Source organism: Chryseobacterium sp. GTID13, from assembly GCF_056172655.1.
The window spans coordinates 97,840-119,132 of record NZ_JAOCMB010000005.1; the positions used below are offsets into that span (position 1 = coordinate 97,840).

Sequence of the window (21,293 nt, forward strand, 5' to 3'; positions counted from 1 at the left end):
CATGAAAAAAATACTATTAACCGCTTTCTGTTTTGGGATTATAATTTCTGTAAATGGTCAGAAGCACGAGTTTCTGGATCCACCGAAGTTTGACAATGCAGATCTGTCCAAGACAAAATCGGAGCTTGACGAAAATGCCTCTGCAGAAATTTTATACAAATCGGTACACTTTAATGTAGATCCTGCCACAGGAACTCTTAGAAAAAATGTTTTTTACAGAGTAAAAATCTATAATAAAGATAAAGCGGAAGACTGGTTGAATCTCGAGATTCCGTTATATAGAAATTCCAGCAATGACGAAGAAACTTTAAGCAAAGTGAAAGCTTTCGTTTATAATCTCGAAAATGGAACTGCGGTTCCTACTAAAGTAGATAAGAGCTCAAAATATAAAAGTAAGGAAAGTAAGTATACAACCATAACTAAATTTGCTTTCCCTAATGTGAAAAACGGCTCTGTAATAGAATATCAATACGAAGTTTTATCTCCGTTTCTATACTCGGTTCCGCAAATTCTGATAGAATCGGATGCGCCTTCTCTTTACACGGAATATATTCTGGACAGTCCTTCGCATATATCCTATAATGTGAATTATACAGGTTCCCTGACTCCAAAATACAGAGTAGTAGAAGAAAAAACGATGTATGGAATGCCGTTTAAAACCTATAGATTCGGATATGAAAACCTGAAAGGATTCAAAACTGAGAAATTTGTTAAAAATGACAGGAATTACCGTACGAAAATAAGTGCCGAGCTTCATTCCACTAATTTTGGACAATTGAAAATGTACTCCTCTTCCTGGGAAGAAATCAAAGATAAGCTGTATAAGGATGAAGATTTTGGAGAAGAACTGAAAAAAACTAAACTCGCTAAAGAAAAGGTAACCTCTGTTATTTCAGGCTTAAATTCCGATGCTGAAAAAGCCGATGCTATTTTTAATTATGTGAAAAATACATTTACCTGGAACAAAGACCGCGGGATTTATACAGAAGACGGAATAAAAAAACTTTTAGAAACCAAAACAGGAAATGCAGCGGAAATTAATCTTTTTCTTGTCATGATGCTTAGAGAAGCCGGATTGAAAGCTGATCCACTTGTTATTTCCACCGTAGACAACGGTTTGATTAACCTGGTTTCTCCCAGTATAATCGGGATGAATTTTGTGATTGCAGTTGTAAAGATGAAAGATGGCTTCATGATGTATGATGCCACTTCAAAACAGGCATCTATGAATAACCTTCCGCCAAGAGACTGGAACCAGTATGGTGTTTTAATAGCTAAAGAAAAGGCTTCCCTGATGGAGATGGGAAATACAACCACCAGCTACAATTATCTCACTACAGAAGCGAAGATTAATGAGGATGGCAGTATTTCAGGAACCTATTCCGATAAAGATACCGGTTCATATGCCATGTTTGTTAAAGAAAGCTACGATGAGAATGCCGAAAAATACAAGAAGCAGTACAAAGAAAACTTTTCAATAGATTTTACAGGAATTGAATCGAAAATACTGGATAACGGAGATTTTGAAAGCACTATGAAATTCTCTTCAGACAACCTTATCGATAAAGTAGGGAAGAAAATGATCATCAATCCAATGCTGTTTTTAAGTAAAAATTCCAATGAATTTGATCAGGCTGAAGAAAGAAAATATTCGATCGACTTTATTTCTTCATTTACTAAAGTGAAAAAAGTAACTCTTGAAATACCGGAAGGCTATGTTATAGAAGCAATGCCTAAAAGTAAAAAGATCGTTACAGAAGATAAAGAAATTGAATACAGCTATATAGCCGAGCAGAAAGGCAACAAACTTGAAATAATTTCCACCACAAAAATTGCCAGCCCGGATTATCCTAAAGAATATTATCCTGCATTCAAGCAGATCTGGGGGACCGCTTCAAAAAGCGAAAACCAGGTGATAAGCCTGGTCAAAAAATCATAAAAAACCATTCTTTCAGAATAATTTTGCAAAACCATTCATTTTTGAATGGTTTTTGCATTAGGATAGAAAAAATAATTATGAAAAATACCATCGCCGTTCTGGCTGTTTCTTCACTTCTTGCTTTTTCAGCCTGTAAAAAAACAGAAAATACAGCCGTAGCCGATAAAACAGAAACTTCCCAGCCGGAAAAATTTACGGTAGACTCTGTAAAAGTAAGTGATTCATCCAAGATTGCAGATTCACTTACGGTAAGCTTTACCTCCAAACTGCTCGTTTTTCCATCTTTGAAAGACAAAAAGCTGTTGGACAGTATTTATTTTCAAAATAAAGGCATTAAAGATTTTTCTAAAAAAGGACTTCAGTCCTATCTGGAAAGTGATAAAAATAAATATTTCAAATCTGTAAAAGACGACAGCAAAGACTGGATTTCAGATTCTTACGCGCAGGACTGGTACACCAATTCCCATATGAATCTGGTTTCCAATGAAAATGATTATTTACACATCAGCTACCTTTGGAGCTCTTATGAAGGAGGTGCTCACGATAATTATGGATTTTCAGAAAGAGTTTTCGATCTTAAAAACAACAAAAAATTAGAGCTTAAAGATATTACTTCAATGCCTAAAGCTAAGCTTGAAAGTATTTTGATGAAAAACATCAATAAAATTCACAGTGGGACAAGTGACAACGGAGGTGACGTAAAAAATTCAGATATGCTGCTGGTAGAAGTGATTCCTGCTACAGATAATTTCTATTTTGATCAGAAAAACCTCTATTTCCACTACAGTCCGTATGAAATTACAGCTTTTGCTGCCGGAGATATTGTAATTCCAGTATCATGGGAAGAATTGAAGGGAACTCTTAATACAGAATTTAAAGAAAGAATGAAAATAAAGTAAATTAATGCTTCCGGATGTGGAAGCATTTTTTATTTTTGCGGTAATGGAAAGAACAGCTTTTATCATTAATCCCTTTTCGGCCAAAAAAATTATCAGCCGTTTCTTGACGAGCTCAAAAAAAGGTTGGCAATCCTCTATATTATATCTCCGAATCGATTCCGGCGACAGATGATTTTATCAGGGGAAATTTTGACAATGTTGATATCTTTGTGGCCATCGGAGGAGATGGAACCATCTCTACTGTAGCAAGAAATCTCATCAATACAGATAAAATTCTGGCCATCTTTCCTGCCGGATCCGGAAATGGCTTTTCAAATGAAACCAAATTCAGCAAAAATCTGGATGAGCTTTTAAACAAGATTAAAGCGAAAGCTTCCAGAAAGATTGATACTTTTACCGTTAACGGCAGATTATCTATCAACGTTTCAGGAACAGGATTTGACGGAAAAGTTGTTAAGGAATTCGAAAAAACCACCCGCGGATTCAAAAATTACATTAAAGTATCTCTGAAAACATTCTTCAATTACAAACCTATCAAGGTGAAATTCTTTGATGAAGCCTACCAGCAGTACAATGGCCGGTATCTGATGCTTAATATAGCCAATACTCGCCAGTTTGGGAATAATGCTTACATTGCCCCGAATGCCAGTAAAAGTGACGGTTTGGTCGATATGGTGCTGGTGAAAAAATTCCCGTTGACCTATTCAGCGCTTTTCGCTTTCAGGATGTTTACTAAAAGGCTGAAGGATGATGAGTACGTGACTTATCTTCCCGTTTCCGAAATTTCATTTAAGGTAAATACTAAAAACTGGCATCTTGATGGTGAGTTTAATAAAATAAAATCACCGGTTCATGTAAAAGTACAGCCGTCAAGTTTAAATATTTTAATATAAGTATTGTATTTTTAATTAGTTAGTCCCGTCGAATCCGTAAATATCACCATAACCATTTTTACATTCTCTGAAAAATTGCCTGGGTAAACCGTTTTTAAAACTGACTTTTGATATTATCTTTTTGTCACAGTTTAAATCTGTATTTTGGAAAATTAAAATTCTATTTTTTAATTCAGTCGGTAAATCTGTGTCCAGAGACACATAATAGTTTCCTAAGTATTGATTTCTTTCATTAAAAATCAAAATCCGATTTGTTGCTCTGCTGGATAATCCCCATATCCAGGTTGAATTCAGGATTTTATATATTTTCCCACGGTTTGTCTTTACAGTGCCTAGATATGTTAAATGAGTTTCTGTTCCACCTTTCTCATTCCATTTTCCAAAAGTCAATTCTTTGCCAATCAGAGCTTTTCGTAGAGCTTTTAATCGTATATTATTGTCATTGATCTGAGACGTTCCAAATATTGGAATTAAAATAGCTAAAACAAATAAGAGTTTAATTACACATATTATTTTCATTAAAATCAGATTTCCAGTTTTTTCTCTATTTCAGTCGGGTGATCCAGACAGTATTGAAGCTGGGTCTTATCCAGCTGTTTTTCCCAGTTGGCAACCACTACTGTTGCTACAGAATTTCCAATAACGTTTGTCAGTGCTCTGCATTCACTCATGAATTTATCAATTCCCAGGATCAAAGTCATTCCTGCAATGGGAATTTCCGGAACTACAGCCAAAGTTGCCGCCAGAGTAACGAACCCTGCTCCCGTAACTCCCGCAGCACCCTTTGAACTAAGCATAGCCACCAACAGCAGCATTAATTGTTTTTCCAACGGAAGATGAATGTTCAGGGCCTGTGCTATAAAAAGAGAGGCCAGTGTCATATAAATATTGGTTCCATCCAGGTTAAAAGAATATCCTGTTGGAACCACGAGGCCCACAATAGCTCTTGAGCAGCCTGCTTTTTCCAGCTTTTCCATAATTCCCGGAAGTGCCGATTCGGAAGAGCTTGTTCCTAAAACCAACAGCAGTTCTTCTTTCAGGTAAAACATCAGCTTAAAAATATTGAATCCATTATACCAGGCTACGGCACCCAAAACCAATACTACAAAAAGAATAGAAGTAATATAAAATGTTCCCACTAGATATATAAGATTCAGTACTGAATGAAGGCCATATTTCCCAATGGTGAATGCCATGGCACCAAAAGCTCCGATCGGGGCAAGTTTCATCAGTAAGTGGACAATTTTGAATATCGGGGTTGACAGATCCTGTAAAAAATCGGTTACTTTCTGGCTTTTTTCTTTGGTTAAAACCAGTGCAACACCCATTAAAATGGCTACAAGTAATACCTGAAGTATGTTTTCGCCAACCAGCGGACTGAAAAGGGTTTCAGGAATGATATTCATAATAAAGCCGGTCAGTGTGGTATCATGGGCTTTCTGCTGATACTGTGAAACATCTCCTGACAGGGTAGCGGGATCAACGTTGAGACCATGTCCCGGCTGCAAAAGATTTCCGACAATAAGCCCGATGATCAGGGCTAAGGTTGAAAATGTAAAGAAATAGATCATGGCTTTTACGGCAATACGTCCGACTTTTTTAAGGTCAGTCATATGCGCGATTCCAAGCGTTAAAGTAATGAAAATCACCGGGGCTATAATCATTTTCACCAGCTTGATGAACCCGTCGCCCAATGGTTTCATTTTTTCGCCCAGTTCAGGATAAAACCTACCTAGAAGTATACCTGCTGCTATGGCAATAATAACCTGAAAATAAAGTTGTTGATGAATTTGTTTCGCTTTCAAGAGATTCTTTTTATTTTGGATGCGGAAAATTAAGAATTTTTATCTTAAACATGACAAATGTCAGTTAAAATAATCCGGAGGCCTTGAAAAGAGAAGGAGAAATCAAAAAATAGAAGATTCTGAAAGTTTATAAAAACGTTTTTGACTGAATTGCTCGTTTTTAAAGAAATAGCTTCGGCTCCGCTCAGCATGACAGTTTACGGTCTCTACACTTATATTTATCAGAGATGTCATGCTGAGCGGAGCCGAAGCATATGTTATAAAACTATAGTCGATTATTGCACGGCAACCGAATCATCCCCGCGGCCATCTGCCACAGCATGGATGTTTCCATTGTCATCCATCAGGATCAGTTCGGTTTTTCCGATGTATTTTATTTTTTCGATCACATAATTTTTGCTTTTAAGGGCTTCAATCGTGCTTTCGGGGAAATTGTTTTCTACCGTAATTTTCTCAGGCAGCCACTGATGATGAAACTTTGGGGCATTCACTGAAATATTGGCATTCAGTTTAAAATCCACCACATTCACAATAGACTGGTAAACTGAAGTAGGAATGGTAGTTCCTCCCGGTGTTCCCACTACCATGTAAGGCTTTCCGTTTTTCAGCAGGATAGTAGGAGTCATTGAAGAAAGCATCCTTTTATTAGGCTGTATGGAATTGGCCTCTCCGCCTACGGCTCCAAACATATTCGGGACACCGGGTTTGATAGAGAAGTCATCCATTTCATTGTTTAAAAGAATCCTGCCCCTGAAACAACAACTTTACTTCCATAGTATCCGTTAAGGGTAGTCGTTACAGAAGCGGCATTTCCGTCTTTGTCAATAACGGAAATATGGGTGGTCTGTGTCGATTCTTTTGGCTGTTCGATGATTTTTCCCACTTCTGAGCTTGGTGTAGCTTTACTGAAGCTGAAGCTTTTCCATCTGTTTTTTAAATAAGCATCCGAAGTCAGATAAGCGGTTTTATCTTCAATGAAATCAGGGTCGCCCATGTATTCTGCTCTGTCTGCATACGCTCTCCTTTCAGCTTCCGTCATGATCTGTACGGCCTCTGTTGAATTCTGCTGATATTTTTCAAGGTTTTCGTATCCGGCCATCGTCAGCATCTGGGCCAGCAATACACCGCCGCTGGAAGGAAGAGGCATGGTGACTACACGGTTTCCTTTATAATCGAATTCCAAAGGTTTCCTTTCTGCTGTTTTATAATTTTTAAGGTCTTCCAAAGTAATGATCCCGTCGCCTTTTTTCATTTCGGATACCATTAATTCAGCTGTTTTACCTTCATAAAATCCTTTTGCTCCAAGCTTCTGTATTAATCTCAGCGTGGCGGCCAGCTCTTTCTGGACCAAAAGATCACCGGCTTTCCAGGGAGTATCTTTTACAAAAGCGATAGAAGATTTATTGTGTTTTAAGAAGTTTTCTTTGTGGGTATTCAGCATATTGGCCTCCATTTCTGTAATAGCAAATCCTTTTTCCGCCAGATCAATGGCCGGCTGAATGATTTTGTCCATCGGGAGTTTGCAATATTTTAAAGTCGAAAAGAATCCTGCTATACTTCCTGGGATTCCTACGGCGAGTCTTCCGTTTTGGGACAGGTCTGTATTGGCTTTTCCGGTTTTGTCAACATACATATCTCTGGAAGCTCTCCTGGGAGCGGTTTCTCTGTAATCCAGTGTGAATTTCTCACCATTGTTTTTTACACCTACCAGAAAGCCACCACCACCGATATTCCCGGCCTGAGGGTATACCACAGCAAGGGCATATTGTGTTGCTACAATAGCATCGTAAGCATTTCCTCCCATCTTCATAATATTTGCTCCCGCCTGGCTTGCAAGAGGGTGGGCAGAGACTACTACACCTTTATTCTTTACTTTCACCTCTTTTATGATGTTGAAATCAGTAAACTGGGCCCAGTATACATTACTTGCCAACAGTACTGCTGCAATAAAAAACTTCTTCATAAGATTTTTGTTTTAAACAAAAGTAGAGAATTTTTGAAGAAACTATATGTGTTTAACAGGAGTTTATAGCTGTAAAAATCACCGGAAAATAAATTATCCGTTAAATTATTTATTTGCATGTAAAAAATAAATCATATTGATTAATTTATTTTATTTATTAATATTGTTTTGTTTATTTTCATTAAATGAATTGTTTTATTGAATTAAATGTAGTTTTTTACTGATTTAATTGCTATTTTTGATAAAACGAACCATATGAGAAAAAATTACCAGAAAATTGCTTTGCTTGGAGTATTGTTTTTTATTTCAGCAAATGCCAGTGCCCAAACCAACGATTCCATAAAGACTAATCAGGTAGATGAAGTAAAGATCTCCATCGGCTCAAGAAATAAGGCCCGGGTAGCTACCGATACTCCTGTTCCTGTAGATGTTATTAATATTGGATCTCAATCGGTTTTAAGTCCGCAGATGGATCTCAATCAGATTTTGAATTATGCGGCACCTTCTTTTACTTCTAACTCAACAACTGTAGCCGATGGGACGGACCATGTAGATCCTGCCCAGTTAAGAGGACTCGGACCTGACCAGGTATTGGTTCTTCTTAATGGAAAAAGAAGGCATACCTCTTCTTTGGTCAACATCAATGGCTCGCCGGGAAGAGGATCGGTAGGGACCGACCTCAATGCGATCCCTGCATTTGCCATTGAGAGACTGGAGGTATTGAGAGACGGAGCTTCTGCACAATATGGCTCTGATGCCATTGCAGGGGTTATCAACGTCATTATGAAGAAAAATACCAATGCTTTTACAGCTGCTGTTACGGCGGGAGCTTTTAATTCAAAAGGATCCAATGATCATCATGGAGGCTGGGATGGCGGAAAATACCAGGTAGATCTTAATTATGGAACTAAATTCGGGGCAGGCGGATTTATCAATTTCACGGCAAGTTTATTAAGCCGGGACGATACCAGAAGAGCTATGGCTGCGACAGGAGATATTTTTAATGCCTATAATGCCATTGAACAGAGAGCGCTGGAAAACGGAGTGAATATTTCTTCGCTTTTTGGTAACATTAATAATACTCCAAATACGCAGCAGATTATAAATTATATCCATCAGTTTGCTCCGCAAGTTGGCTATTTTACAGCGCAGCAGCAAGCTGATATTCAGTCTGCTAACACAATTGCTCAATTGCAGAACCTGTTGAAAGTTAACGTCACTGAAAATGAACTGGCTTACAGGAAATTAACAAGGGATGATTTTAATATGCGGGTAGGGCAGTCGAAACTGACATCCGGCCAGTTTTTTATGAATTCAGAATTTGATCTTTCTTCATCAGTAAAGGGATATGCCTTTGGGGAATTTCTTACAGAGATGGTAATGCGGCTGGCTTTTTCAGAAGACCGAACCAGAATAGGACATCCACTTCATTGTATCCAAATGGCTTCTTGCCTGAAATAGCCTCTGATGTGATTGACCTTTCTTTTGCGGGTGGATTTAAAGGAAAATTGGGGAATATCAATTATGACATCAGTAATACTTTTGGTCAGAATACTTTTGATTATACCATTAAAAACACTGCCAATGCATCCATGCCTTATCCCAGCAAAACGGAATTTGATGCAGGGGGATTAAGCTTTATGCAGAATACCATCAATGCAGATTTTGATACAAAAGTTGACTGGCTGAAGGGCTTTAACATCGCTTTCGGAGGTGAAGCAAGGTTTGAGCGATATAAGATAAAAAACGGAGAAAAGTCATCCTGGGCACTTTATGATATCAACGGAAGAATTCAGACACCAACAACTGATGCTTCTTTAAAACCAACCGACTTCTTTGGAGCTACCAGACCGGGTGGATCGCAGGTATTTCCAGGTTTCAGACCTGAAAATGCTTTAAATAAAGGCAGGCAGTCTGTAGCGGCTTATGTGGATACCGAACTGGATGTTACGGATAAGTGGCTTTTGAGTGCGGCTTTACGCTATGAAAACTATTCAGATTTTGGATCTACCTTCAATTATAAAGTTGCAACAAGATATAAACTGACCGATCAGATTAATTTAAGAGCGGCTCATTCTACAGGTTTCAGAGCGCCTTCTTTGCAGCAGATTTATTTCAATGCTACTGCAACCCAGTTTGTAGGAGGTACAGCATTTGAGGTGGGTACATTTTCAAATGATTCTGATGCAGCCAAACTTTTAGGTATCCCGCAGTTAAAACAGGAAGAATCAACAAGTTATTCCGCTGGGTTTACTGCTAAAATTCCACAAGCCAACCTTACCTTTACGGTTGACGGGTATTATATTAAAATTAAGAACAGGGTGGTTCTTACCGATCAGTTTTCAAGGCCATCCGGAACTTTTCCTGATGGAAGTCCGCAGAAAAATCTACAGGTTCTTTTTGATCAGGCTAATGCCAATGCGGCAACATTTTTCGCCAATGCTATTGATACTCAGACTAAAGGGCTGGAAGGGGTGATTTCCCACAGAGGGAGATTTTCCGAAAAGTTTTCATTGAACTCTGACTTGGCAGTAACTGTGTCCAAAACCAACAGGATAGGAGAGATTCATGGTTCGGATGCTTTGATTAATGCCGGGCAGATCAACCGGTATTACTCGGAATCCAGCAGGATCTATCTACAGGAAGCAGTTCCGAGATTTAAGGCCTCTCTTAATAATTCTTTTGAGATCAGCAGATTCAATGTGCTTCTCAGAAACGTGTATTTCGGAAAAGTTACCGACCCGAATGTGATGGATGCTAACGGAGATGGTATTATAAGCGGTGAGATTATCAACGGGCAGGCTGTTGCCACAGAACATCCTGTTTGGGGTGGCAAAGTGATTACCGATCTCTCTGTAGGCTATAAATTCAGTAACCAGTTCAGGCTGACTATCGGAGCCAACAACTTATTTGATGTTTATCCGGATAAAAATTACGGACCCAATGTTGTGAAAACACCAGCTTTGGACAGTTCCGGCAACCTGGTGTATGTTGCTAACGCTGCTCCTGTAGATCTTACCAACCAGAATCAGTTTGTGTATTCAAGAAATACATCCCAGTTCGGAATGAATGGAAGATTCCTTTTTGCCAGGGTCAACCTGAGCTTTTAAAGGCTTCTTTTCAGGGATAATGAAAAAGGTATGTTTTTGCATACCTTTTTTATTTTGGATGGTATGATTTTTTTACTTTTGTACAATTCTAAAAATATGTAAAATGGAATCCTATACGGAAAGAATACTCATTACAGGTGCTTTGGGACAGATCGGCACCGAACTGACAAACAGACTTGTTGAAATCCACGGAGCTGATAACGTAGTAGCATCAGGACTGGACAGATGGCAAAAAGGAATTACTGCTGCAGGACATTACGAAAGAATGGACGTTACCAATACGCAGCTGGTAAGACAGGTAATCAAGGATTATGAGATCACTACGGTGTATCACCTGGCTTCTCTTTGTCTGGAACTTCAGAAAAGCAGCCAATTTTCGCCTGGAAACTGAATCTGGAACCTCTCCTTCATTTTTGTGAAATGGCAAAAGAAGGACTTCTTAAAAAGATCTTCTGGCCAAGTTCAATTGCTGTATTCGGTAAAGGAATTCCAAAACAGAATGTAGGGCAGGATGTTGTTTTGAATCCGACTACTGTATATGGAATTTCTAAAATGGCTGGAGAAAAATGGTGCGAATATTATTTTGATAAATACGGAGTAGATGTAAGAAGCATCAGATATCCTGGGCTTATCTCATGGAAAACTCCTGCAGGAGGCGGTACTACCGATTATGCTGTAGAGATTTTTTATGAAGCAATAGAGGAGGGGAAATATACAAGCTTTATTTCTGAAGATACCGGAATGCCGATGCTGTATATGGATGATGCTATTAATGCCACCTTGAAATTAATGGAAGCTCCGAAAGAAAGTCTTACCGTTCGTTCTTCTTATAATTTGGGTGGAATGTCATTTACCCCTAAAGAACTGGCAGAAGAAATCAAGAAAGAAATACCGGATTTTTCGATCGATTATCAACCGGATTTCAGACAGGCAATTGCAGATTCATGGCCGGCTTCGATTGACGATTCTGTTGCGAAAAAAGACTGGGGACTTACTTATGATTTCGGAATTTCTGAAATGACGAAAGACATGATTAAGAATCTCAGAGTGAAATTAAACAAAAATTAATTACTTAAAGTTAATGTTTAAATAAATTTTTATTTAACATCTGATTTTTAATTAATTATAAATATTATCTAAAATTTAATTTAAATGATTTTATTGACTTTTAACATCTTAAATATTGAGGCTGAGGCAAAAAACAGTTCGGAAATTTCGGATGTGGAAAGACTGAAAATTGCAGAAGACAATACAAAAGCTATTCTGCGGATTTTAGATATTCATGATATTAAAGCCAGTTTTTTTGTGGAGATTTCCATCGCAGAAAAACTGCAGAATTTGATAAAAGCAATTTCATCCAAAGGGCATGAAATTGCTTTTTATAATAAGAACTCCAATCTGCAGGAAATTGAAAATGTCAAAAAAAATATCCAGGATCTTTTGGAAAAACAGATCCGGGGAATCAGGCAAAAAGATTTTAAACTGCCTCAGGAAAATCTGAAATCTTTGGAGTTCAATTATGTTTCCAATATCGATAATGCAGATATTCTTTTCCCGTTCAAAAGGCTAAAAAGAGATACAGAGATCATTGAAGAGGACGGGCTGAGTATTGTGCCTGAAAGTATCTCACCATACAGCCAGCTGCCATATAATGATTTTGTATTTCAGATCCTGCCCATGAAGTATTACCAGAATATGGTTTTTGAAACCCTTAAAAAGGATGATTTTGTACTGATCTATCTTAATTCCTGGCAGTTCACCGACTTTAAAAAGTATAGATTTGACATTCCGTTTTACAGAAGCCTGTTTTCGGGTAAAAAAATGGAGGACAAGCTGGAGGCACTCCTTGCCTGGATCGATGAGAATGATATGGCTACTTCGCGTATGAAGGATTATATTTTTTAGATGGTAGGTAGCAGGTTGTAGGGATTAGGGATTAGGGATTAGGGATTAGGGATTGTGCCGAAGGTTAAAACCTTTGGTCTTTTGATTGGTGAGAATCAAGAACTAAAAACCAAGAGCCAAGATTCTAGCTATAAACTAGCAACCGGTAACTGGCAGCCTTCTTCCAGACTCATTTACTCTAAAGCTCTCAGACTCTCTCACCCCGTAACTCGCACCTCGAAACTAACTTAGCTCAAACAAGGTAATTTCCGGCAATACTCCAACTCTTCCCGGGTAGCCCAGAACTCCAAACCCTCTGTTAACATACAGCATTTTCCCTTCACTTTCATACAGATCGGCCCATTTTGGGTAACGGTACTGTACCGGAGACCATTTGATGTTTTTCAGATCTAAGCCGAACTGCATACCATGGGTGTGTCCTGAAAGAGTTAAATAGATGTTTCCCGGGTGTTTTTTGACTACATAATCAAAATGGGTAGGGTCATGGCTCATCAGGATTTTCGGTGCGGATTCCGGTACTCCTTTTAAGGCGTCATCAATTTTACCAAACTGAGGGAAAGGCTTCAGTCCCCAGTTTTCAACGCCAAGGATGTAAAGCTTTTCTCCGTTTCTGTCGATCACTCTGTTTTCGTTTCTCAGCATGTCAAAACCGGCCTGTCTTTCGTATTCGATAAGTGTGTCCAGATTTTTCTTTTTAGCATCAGCAGAGGTCCATGTAACGTAATCTCCATAATCATGGTTTCCGAGCACTGCAAACTTGCCGTCTTTGGCTTTGATTTTTGAAAATAAAGGGATAAAAGGCTTGAATTCATCCGAAACATTATTCACCATATCCCCAGTGAAAAGGACAAGATCCGGATTCTGATCATTAATCAGGTTAATAGCATGTTCCAGCTTAGATGGATCGGAAAAACTTCCGCTGTGCACATCAGAAATCTGGATTACTTTATAGCCCTCGAAGCTTTTTGAAAGGCCTGGGATTTTGATCTTTATTTTTCTTACCGTATGCCTGTACTTCCCGAATGTGATTCCATCAATGAAAAGTGCGGAAAGAACACCACCAAGACCTAAACCTACCAGGCTCAGGAACTTTCTTCTTTCAGGGAAGAAGTTTTCAGTAGGCCGGGTTAATCCTATCAGGTATCCGCCGGTTCTGAAGATGTCATCAATCAGCAAAAACAGGACTACAAAAATTTTAGGCAGGACAAAGATCAGGAATAATGAAATCATGATCTGGAATCTGATCGTACTTCTGTCTGATTTCTGGAATTGGGTAACTTCATAGGCAAAAATCCCATAGACGGTCAAAGAGACCACCCAGTATCCGAGTCTTATCCAGAAATTATCAGTTAATGTTCTTATAGCCTGATAGATATAGACCTCAAGGAACAGGAAGACGGCGGCAATGATTAAAAAATTTCTTTGCATGATCAAATTTAAAAAAGCACAAAGAATAGTTTCCCTGTGCTTTATATTTTTTTATTAATTAAATATGTTTAAGGAAATCTGTACACGATAGCATTGATGTTCATTCCGGCACCTACCGAAGTCATCACAATGTTACCTTTATCTTTAAACGTTTGACCCTCCATTTTTCCTTTAATTATTAAATCATACATGGTAGGAATGGTTGCTACAGAGGTATTTCCAAAGTCCTGAATGGTCATAGGGGAGATGGCATGGTCGTATTCTTTCACATCATAAAGCTTGTGAAGTCTTTCGATCATGGCATAATCCATTTTTGCATTGGCCTGGTGAATCAGGATCTTGTCGATATCTTCAAGGGAAAGTCCGGCCTCATCAATGGTTTCTTTGATGGCTACAGGGACATTTTTCAGAGCGTATTCATAAATTTTTCTACCCTGCATTCTGACAAATAAACGCGTCTGGTCTGCATCTTTGTTGATGGAAGGGCCGTTAGCCAGGTAATTTAATTCCGGGCCGTTATCACAGATAGTATTGTGGGCAATAATTCCTACATTTTCATCATCCGTAGCTTTTACCACTACAGCGCCTGCGCCGTCTGCAAAGATCATTCTGTTTCTGTCATGCGGGTCTGTAACGCGGCTCAGGGTTTCTCCTCCGATAACGAGTATGGTTTTTGCAACTTTAGCTTTGATTAAATTATCGGCCAGAATCATTGCCTCCACCCATCCCGGGCATCCGAAAAGCATATCGTAGGTAACGCACTTTCTGTTTTTAATGCCTAGTTTGTTTTTTACTCTTGCTGCCATGGTAGGCATGAAATCGGCATATCCGTTTTGGGTAACTTCACCGAAGTTGCTGGCATAAATAATATAATCCAGTTCTTCTCCATCTACTTGGGCATCTTCAAGGGCTGCTTTTGCAGCTTCAAAGCCAATCTTCGAGTTGGAAAGATCGTCTTCAATAAATCTTCTGTTTTCTATTTCTGTGATTTCTACAAACTTCGCGATAGTTTCTTCAGCAGGTTTCTCAATCTTTACTCCATCTTCAGTGTAGAACTCAGAATCCATGAAATAATCTCTACCAATAACTCTGTTAGGAATATAGGACCCGGAACCAATAATGATCGTATTCGGCATTCGTTTATATGATTTTTTAAAGATGCAAAGTTAATAATTAATATTAATAACGGAGAATTAAAAATATTATTAAATTTGCAAAAATTGTACTTTACAATCGTATGAAAAACAACTCATCCTTAAAAGGCTTACTTATTGCAGCTGTGGTGTTTATCCTCGCCTTTGGGATCTACTTCTTTTTTTAGCCAAGAAAAATTATTTTGTCGTAGACAACCCTACTTCCAATACCTATTATTTTAAGATTAATAACGGTTCCGAAGGAATTATCTCTGCGGGACAGTATGTACATATAGACCTAAATAAGGGAAAAAATTCGATCAAGGTTTTTGATCAGAATAAGAAAATGCTCTATGATTCTGCTTTTGAAGTGAATAAAATTCGTGGGCTGATTAATATTGCTCATCAGGATTATTATATTAATGATCAGTATTATGGGTACAATCTTAAAAAAGATTCACTACTTTTGGCCCTTGACAAGGTCACGATAGACGGAAAAGAATATCTCGGAGGGGCAAGGCATTTCAATAAGCTTTACACCGAAGATTTTTATTATAACGTAGATGAAGATTACGATAAAGTGATCAAAAACATCCAGAAAGTGGAATCGAGATCAAAGATCTTCAGAAAGCAGGATTTCCTAAATTATTACAAAGAATATTACAAGTTTTAAGTTTTGACAAAAGATATTACCAAAGTTACTCCCTACAATTCTGAGGCTACCAAGAAAAGCCAGGTAGAGGATATGTTCGACAATATTGCACCGAAGTATGACCTTCTGAATCATGTTTTATCTATGAAAATTGATGTTTTATGGAGAAATACATTGGTGAAAATGATGAAAAAAGACAACCCGCAGGAAGTACTGGATGTGGCTACAGGAACGGGAGATTTGGCAATCACGATAGAAAAAGGAACCGGTGCAAAAGTAATTGGTTTAGATTTATCACAACAAATGCTGAATGTTGGCGTTATTAAAATAAAAAAACTTAAATTAGACGGCAAAATTTCCATGCAAAAAGGGGATGCAGAAAATTTACCTTTCGAGGACAATAGATTCGATGCGGTTTCCGTTGCATTTGGAGTAAGGAATTTTGAAAACCTTACCAAAGGTTTGGCAGAATTAAGAAGAGTAGTTAAAGATAACAAGAGTGTTTATATACTGGAGTTTTCAAAGGTTGAGGGGTTCTTAGGTCCATTCTATATGTTTTACTTCAAAAACATATTACCTGCTATAGGCAGACTGGTTTCCAAAGATAATAGGGCATATACATACCTTCCGGATTCTGTAAATGCTTTTCCTTTCGGGGAGAAGATGAAGCAAATTCTTTTAGATACAGGATTTAAGAACGTAGAATATAAAAAACTAAGTTTAGGTATAGCCACAATTTATAAAGCAACAAAGTAACCTATGAATAAATTTCTATTAAGAGCACTGGTTTTAGCCTCAGTCAATATTGCAGTTTTTGCAGATGCACAATTCAGAACCCGAAACAGAATGGATAAGTTGGAAGACTTTGACGAGCAGAAATTCAGTTGGGGTTTTTATTTGAACGGCAACAGGCTGGACTACCGTATCGTCCTTCATCCGAGATACGGTTCAGAAGGCAATCAGAATCTTGTTAAATCCAAAGAAAGCTACAGTTTCGGAGCCGGTTTGATCGCCAAATGGAGACTGAACGACTATCTGGATTTAAGATTGGAACCAGGCTTGCAATTTGCTCAAAGACAGTTGATCTTTAATACCCAGTCCAATGACCAGTACGCTGCCGGAACATTGACGAATCCTCCTTTTACTCCAATTCCTTTAACTGATAAAGATAAAACAAGAGATATCAAGTCCACATTGGTAGATGTGCCGGTGCTTCTTGAGCTTCATGGTAACAGATGGTACAATTCCAGGCCATACATCGCAGCTGGGGTGAACTATGTAGTTAACCTTCAGTCCAATTCAGATTCTGAAGATGACAACATGCAGCAGGTTTTCAGATCTACCACGCATAACTTTGCCTGGTCTGCTGAAATGGGAATCCAGTTTTATTTCAATAAATTTAAACTTACTCCGGCTATCAGAGGAACGTTCTTCATGAACAATGAGAAGGTAGCGGATAATGCAACCACACCTCCGTACTGGGCAGCAGCGATGTCTACCTTTCAGACAAGAGCGGTGATGTTTGTTCTTAAATTCGAATAAGCGAATTAATACATCAAAAAAAACAGAAGGAGGGGCTTATGCACCTCCTTTTTTCGTACCCGGTCAAAATATAGGGACTTTTATTTTTGTTACTGTTATTATTTTTTTACTTTTGCTATTAGTTAGAATATAGAAAACCTGAAATGCTTCAAGATTTAGAAAATAATTTTTCAGAATTAGAGAAAAAGATTTTGCTTTTACAAAAGAACTATAAAAATCTTACTGAGACATTATCTGAATTAACCGTTGAGCATGAAGATCTGAAGAAGAAATATGATGAGGAAAGAAGAAGAAATCAGGTATTAGCAGAAGAACAAAAAAATATAAAACTTTATTCAGCAATATCAGGGAATCCTGAACACAACAGATTAATGAAAAACCATATCAACAGATTGGTAAAAGAAATTGATTTCTGTATTGCACAGCTTCAAAACAGTGGATTATAATGGATGTAAGAAGAATAACCATCAACATTGCAGGAAGGGTATATCCGCTGAACGTACCGGCCGCAGAGGAGGAGACTCTGCGTAAGGTAGGAAAGCAGATTGAAAATATGATTAAAGATTTTGAACAGAACTTCGATGTAAGAGACAAACAGGATGCTTTGGCGATGTGTGCCCTGAAACTGGGAACCAATGCTGAAGTAGTTTCTCTTAACTACGAAAAAAATATAAATTCTACCAACGAAAGATTAGTGAAAATTAATCAGTTGTTGAATGAAACTGGGAAATAGATTTTTTTCCCAACTGACTGCCTACAATAATTCTAACACATTTAAGGTAAACTCAACGCTAAACAATTACCGAACGAATGTCCGCTGAATGGCGTGCCGGGTCTCCCGGATTACAGACAGTGGAACTCAGTTCAAATCGTGTTGATTAGGAGTTTACTCTCAATCCCTGAATTGTTGTAGGTTTTTTTATTTAGATAAGTGTAAGACAATTAAAACTCAATATATATTATGACAACAGCCATTATAGTCGGCGTTATTTGCTTAGTTGTAGGAGCGGTAATAGGGATTCTTTTCTCTAAGAGCTCACTCAATACCAAAGCAAAATTTATTGTAGATGATGCAAAGAAAAATGCCGAAAACCTTATAGAAAAAGCAAATGTTCAAGCTGAATCCATAAAGAAAGAAAAAATCTGCAGGCCAAAGAAAAATTTTTGGAACTGAAATCCCAGCACGACGCGGATATCCAGTCCCGTGAAAAGAAAATGCAGGAGATCGAAAAAAGGATCAAAGACAAGGAACACAAGCTGAATGACGAGCTTAGCAAGACCGGAAAACTTGAAAAAGACCTTGACAAGCAGATTGCAGATTACGCTAAGAAAAACGAAATCTTAGAAAGAAAACAACAGGAACTGGACGTAGCTACTGCCAAAAAAGTAGAGATCCTGGAGAAAATTGCTAACTACACAGCAGAAGAAGCGAAAGCAGAATTGGTAGAAACCATGAAAGCGGAAGCGAAAACAAGAGCTCAGGCACACGTTCAGGGCATTATGGAAGAAGCGCAGCTTAATGCTAAAAACGAAGCAAGAAAAATCGTTATCCAGACCATCCAGAGAATCGGAACCGAGCAGGCCATCGAAAATTCAGTATCTGTTTTCAATATTGAATCTGATGAGGTAAAAGGAAGAATCATCGGTAGAGAAGGTAGAAACATCCGTGCTTTAGAAGCGGTAACCGGAGTGGAAATCATTGTTGATGATACCCCTGAAGCAATCCTTCTTTCATGCTTTGATCCGGTGAGAAGAGAAATTGCAAGATTATCCCTTCACAGATTGGTAACGGACGGAAGAATCCACCCGGCAAGAATTGAAGAAGTAGTAGAAAAAACAAGAAAGCAGATCGAAGAAGAAATCATTGAGGTAGGAAAAAGAACCATCATTGATCTTGGAATCCACGGATTACACCCTGAATTGATCAAAATCGTAGGTAGAATGAAATACCGTTCTTCTTACGGACAGAACCTTTTACAGCACTCAAGAGAAGTTGCGAATATTGCCGCGACAATGGCTGCAGAATTAGGACTTAACGTAAAACTGGCTAAAAGAGCAGGTCTTTTACACGATATCGGTAAAGTTCCTGAGCAGGAATCAGAACTTCCTCACGCCTTATTAGGAATGCAGTGGGCTGAAAAATATGGTGAAAATGCAGAAGTGGTTAATGCCATCGGAGCTCACCACGACGAAATTGAAATGAAGTCATTATTGTCACCGATCATCCAGGTAGCCGATGCGATCTCTGGAGCAAGACCGGGAGCAAGAAGGCAGGTGCTTGAATCATACATCCAAAGATTGAAAGACCTTGAATCGGCAGCATTAAGCTTCGACGGAGTATCAAGCGCATATGCGATCCAGGCCGGTAGAGAGCTGAGAGTGATGGTAGAAAGCGGAAAAGTAAATGATGAAGTAGCCAACCAGCTGTCTTATGATATTTCTGAAAAAATTCAGAATGAGCTGACCTATCCGGGACAGGTAAAAGTAACGGTAATCAGAGAAACAAGAGCCGTGAATATTGCAAGATAATAACACGATCAAGATATTTAATAAAAAACCTTTCAAGAAATTGAAAGGTTTTTTTATATAACTGGAATAGTCTATCTTAAGACTTTGGATGTCTGATTTCTCCTTTTTCTCTTCTTTGGTATTGAGGCTGTCATATGTAATATTCTAGCCATGCTTTCCTGTATTTTTCCTTAAGTGGTTTTTATCAACTTATTTTTATTATTTTATGTACAACTATATTTATTTATCTGCTGATATCTACATAAAACTTACATAAAAATGGTGAATTTATTTCAATTGTGCTTGATATATTTGAATGTCAATAAGGCACAAAACAGTTAAAAAAATTATTATGAAAAATCTTAAAAAACTTTCAAGAGAGAATTTGAAAAAAGTCCAAGGAGGTAGAAGAGCAGACTTCTGTCAACCGGGAGCAGGCGATGTTTGCGCACAATACGGATTGGAATGTGGGTTTTGGTACACTTACCAAGATGGTGTATTAGTAGAGAGTCATAACGCGTGTATGTAATTAATTTGAAATGAATGCTTAAAGAGATATCAAAGTATCTCTTTTTTTCTATTTTTATAATAACTAATGCAGAGTACATGAGACACTTATTATTTATTTTCATATGTATATCGAATATAATATTTGCACAAAATATTACTTTTATCTATGATTTGAAATACAAACCCAACTCAGAAAAGGAAATTAAAACAGAATATTATTATTTGGACGTTTTGGGAAGCCAATCTGTTTTTAGATCAGAAAATGCAAGAAATGCTGATTCTTTAATGCAAAAGAATGGATTCTGGCAAAGTCGGAAACCGACATTTGATCATATATATTCCTTCAAGAACTTAATTAGTAATAAGGTGTATAAAAGTGTTACACATCCGGCAATGTATGACCTATACCATATCAATATTGATGATAAACTTCAATGGCAGATACTCCCGGAAAAAAGAAAATTTGTGATATAGAATGCCAAAAGGCTTCAGTACAATATGGCGGGCGAAATTGGATAGCTTGGTTTGATTCTAAAAACCCAATAAAAGATGGACCATATGTTTTTTATGGGCTTCCCGGTTTAATTCTAAAATTGAGTGATGACCAGGGTGATTTTGATTTTAATCTCATCTCAATTAAAAGATCTGATAAAAATAATATGTTTTATGTCCGAAAAGGAAAAGAAATAAATTGGGATATCTATAAAAAATTGCAAAGCGACTATTACAATGATCCTTTTGCTGAAATTAAAGCCCGTGGCATCAAAACAAAGACTGGTGATGCAAATGGAAATCCTGTAAGTGTAAGCTGGAAGGAAATGACTGAAAGTATTCAAAAACAACTAATAGATAAAAATAATCCCGTAGAAATAGACAAGAAGGTTGAATTTAAAAAATAGCATTTATAATAAGTACTATTTAAAATTCATTTAAAACAATATTAAATGCACCTAATTTTATTTAAGAAAAATTGATTCTTCAAAACGGAATAAGATATTTAATAAAA

Annotated in this window: 14 protein-coding genes and 5 pseudogenes; 14 read left to right on the top strand and 5 right to left on the bottom strand. The window is 37.7% G+C overall.

Annotated elements, in window-relative coordinates; genetic code table 11:
* The first annotated feature begins 1 nt into the window (after window position 1).
* From N4G44_RS06385 to N4G44_RS06395, 3 genes are all read left to right on the top strand, one after another.
* Window positions 2–1,939, top strand: a complete 1,938-nt coding sequence (locus tag N4G44_RS06385; protein ID WP_474925333.1) for a transglutaminase-like domain-containing protein — start codon at window positions 2–4, stop codon at window positions 1,937–1,939.
* Between the two features lie 77 nt (window positions 1,940–2,016).
* The gene (locus N4G44_RS06390) at window positions 2,017–2,838 is read left to right on the top strand and encodes an RsiV family protein (protein ID WP_474925335.1); all 822 of its coding nucleotides are present in this window, start codon (window positions 2,017–2,019) and stop codon (window positions 2,836–2,838) included.
* 209 nt (window positions 2,839–3,047) lie between these two features.
* Entirely contained in the window at window positions 3,048–3,731 is a 684-nt protein-coding gene (locus tag N4G44_RS06395) for a diacylglycerol/lipid kinase family protein (RefSeq protein WP_474925337.1), read from the top strand.
* 15 nt (window positions 3,732–3,746) lie between these two features.
* Here N4G44_RS06395 and N4G44_RS06400 read toward each other — a convergent pair whose 3' ends face one another.
* From N4G44_RS06400 to ggt, 3 genes and pseudogenes are all read right to left on the bottom strand, one after another.
* Window positions 3,747–4,250, bottom strand: coding sequence for a hypothetical protein (locus N4G44_RS06400; protein ID WP_474925338.1), 504 nt, complete (start codon window positions 4,248–4,250; stop codon window positions 3,747–3,749).
* Between the two features lie 5 nt (window positions 4,251–4,255).
* Window positions 4,256–5,536, bottom strand: a complete 1,281-nt coding sequence (locus tag N4G44_RS06405) for a dicarboxylate/amino acid:cation symporter (RefSeq protein ID WP_474925340.1) — start codon at window positions 5,534–5,536, stop codon at window positions 4,256–4,258.
* 275 nt (window positions 5,537–5,811) lie between these two features.
* Window positions 5,812–7,499, bottom strand: a pseudogene (gene ggt, locus N4G44_RS06410) (gamma-glutamyltransferase).
* Between the two features lie 255 nt (window positions 7,500–7,754).
* Here ggt and N4G44_RS06415 point away from each other — a divergent pair.
* The 3 genes and pseudogenes from N4G44_RS06415 (at window position 7,755) to N4G44_RS06425 (ending at window position 12,514) form a co-directional block, all read left to right on the top strand.
* Window positions 7,755–10,609, top strand: a pseudogene (locus N4G44_RS06415) (TonB-dependent receptor plug domain-containing protein).
* 103 nt (window positions 10,610–10,712) lie between these two features.
* A pseudogene (locus N4G44_RS06420) lies at window positions 10,713–11,677 on the top strand (NAD-dependent epimerase/dehydratase family protein).
* Window positions 11,678–11,761: 84 nt separating this feature from the next.
* Window positions 11,762–12,514 carry a polysaccharide deacetylase family protein gene (locus tag N4G44_RS06425; RefSeq protein WP_474925342.1) on the top strand — a complete coding sequence of 251 codons (753 nt, stop codon included), beginning with the start codon at window positions 11,762–11,764 and terminating at the stop codon, window positions 12,512–12,514.
* Window positions 12,515–12,736: 222 nt separating this feature from the next.
* Here the strand turns inward: N4G44_RS06425 and N4G44_RS06430 are convergent, their stop codons facing one another.
* Both N4G44_RS06430 and N4G44_RS06435 read right to left on the bottom strand, forming a co-directional pair.
* Window positions 12,737–13,942 carry a metallophosphoesterase gene (locus N4G44_RS06430; RefSeq protein WP_474925343.1) on the bottom strand — a complete coding sequence of 402 codons (1,206 nt, stop codon included), beginning with the start codon at window positions 13,940–13,942 and terminating at the stop codon, window positions 12,737–12,739.
* A 68-nt stretch (window positions 13,943–14,010) separates the two neighbouring features.
* Window positions 14,011–15,078, bottom strand: a complete 1,068-nt coding sequence (locus N4G44_RS06435) for a 3-oxoacyl-ACP synthase III family protein (protein WP_073064227.1) — start codon at window positions 15,076–15,078, stop codon at window positions 14,011–14,013.
* 101 nt (window positions 15,079–15,179) lie between these two features.
* Between N4G44_RS06435 and N4G44_RS06440 the strand changes: the two are divergent.
* From N4G44_RS06440 to N4G44_RS06475, 8 genes and pseudogenes are all read left to right on the top strand, one after another.
* A pseudogene (locus N4G44_RS06440) lies at window positions 15,180–15,748 on the top strand (hypothetical protein).
* Between the two features lie 3 nt (window positions 15,749–15,751).
* On the top strand, window positions 15,752–16,483 hold the full coding sequence (gene ubiE, locus N4G44_RS06445) for a bifunctional demethylmenaquinone methyltransferase/2-methoxy-6-polyprenyl-1,4-benzoquinol methylase UbiE (RefSeq protein ID WP_040996056.1): 732 nt from the start codon (window positions 15,752–15,754) through the stop codon (window positions 16,481–16,483).
* A gap of 3 nt (window positions 16,484–16,486) precedes the next feature.
* Complete coding sequence (gene porT / locus N4G44_RS06450; RefSeq protein WP_474925344.1) at window positions 16,487–17,269, top strand: type IX secretion/gliding motility protein PorT/SprT; 783 nt, start codon at window positions 16,487–16,489, stop codon at window positions 17,267–17,269.
* Between the two features lie 143 nt (window positions 17,270–17,412).
* Window positions 17,413–17,715, top strand: a complete 303-nt coding sequence (locus N4G44_RS06455) for a hypothetical protein (protein ID WP_048503546.1) — start codon at window positions 17,413–17,415, stop codon at window positions 17,713–17,715.
* Window positions 17,715–18,002, top strand: a complete 288-nt coding sequence (locus tag N4G44_RS06460; RefSeq protein ID WP_040996063.1) for a cell division protein ZapA — start codon at window positions 17,715–17,717, stop codon at window positions 18,000–18,002. Before N4G44_RS06455 ends, N4G44_RS06460 begins: the two co-directional genes overlap by 1 nt.
* A gap of 228 nt (window positions 18,003–18,230) precedes the next feature.
* A pseudogene (gene rny / locus N4G44_RS06465) lies at window positions 18,231–19,798 on the top strand (ribonuclease Y).
* Window positions 19,799–20,129: 331 nt separating this feature from the next.
* Window positions 20,130–20,306, top strand: coding sequence for a bacteriocin-like protein (locus N4G44_RS06470; protein WP_474925345.1), 177 nt, complete (start codon window positions 20,130–20,132; stop codon window positions 20,304–20,306).
* A 415-nt stretch (window positions 20,307–20,721) separates the two neighbouring features.
* Window positions 20,722–21,186, top strand: a complete 465-nt coding sequence (locus N4G44_RS06475) for a GLPGLI family protein (RefSeq protein WP_474925347.1) — start codon at window positions 20,722–20,724, stop codon at window positions 21,184–21,186.
* Window positions 21,187–21,293 lie beyond the last annotated feature (107 nt).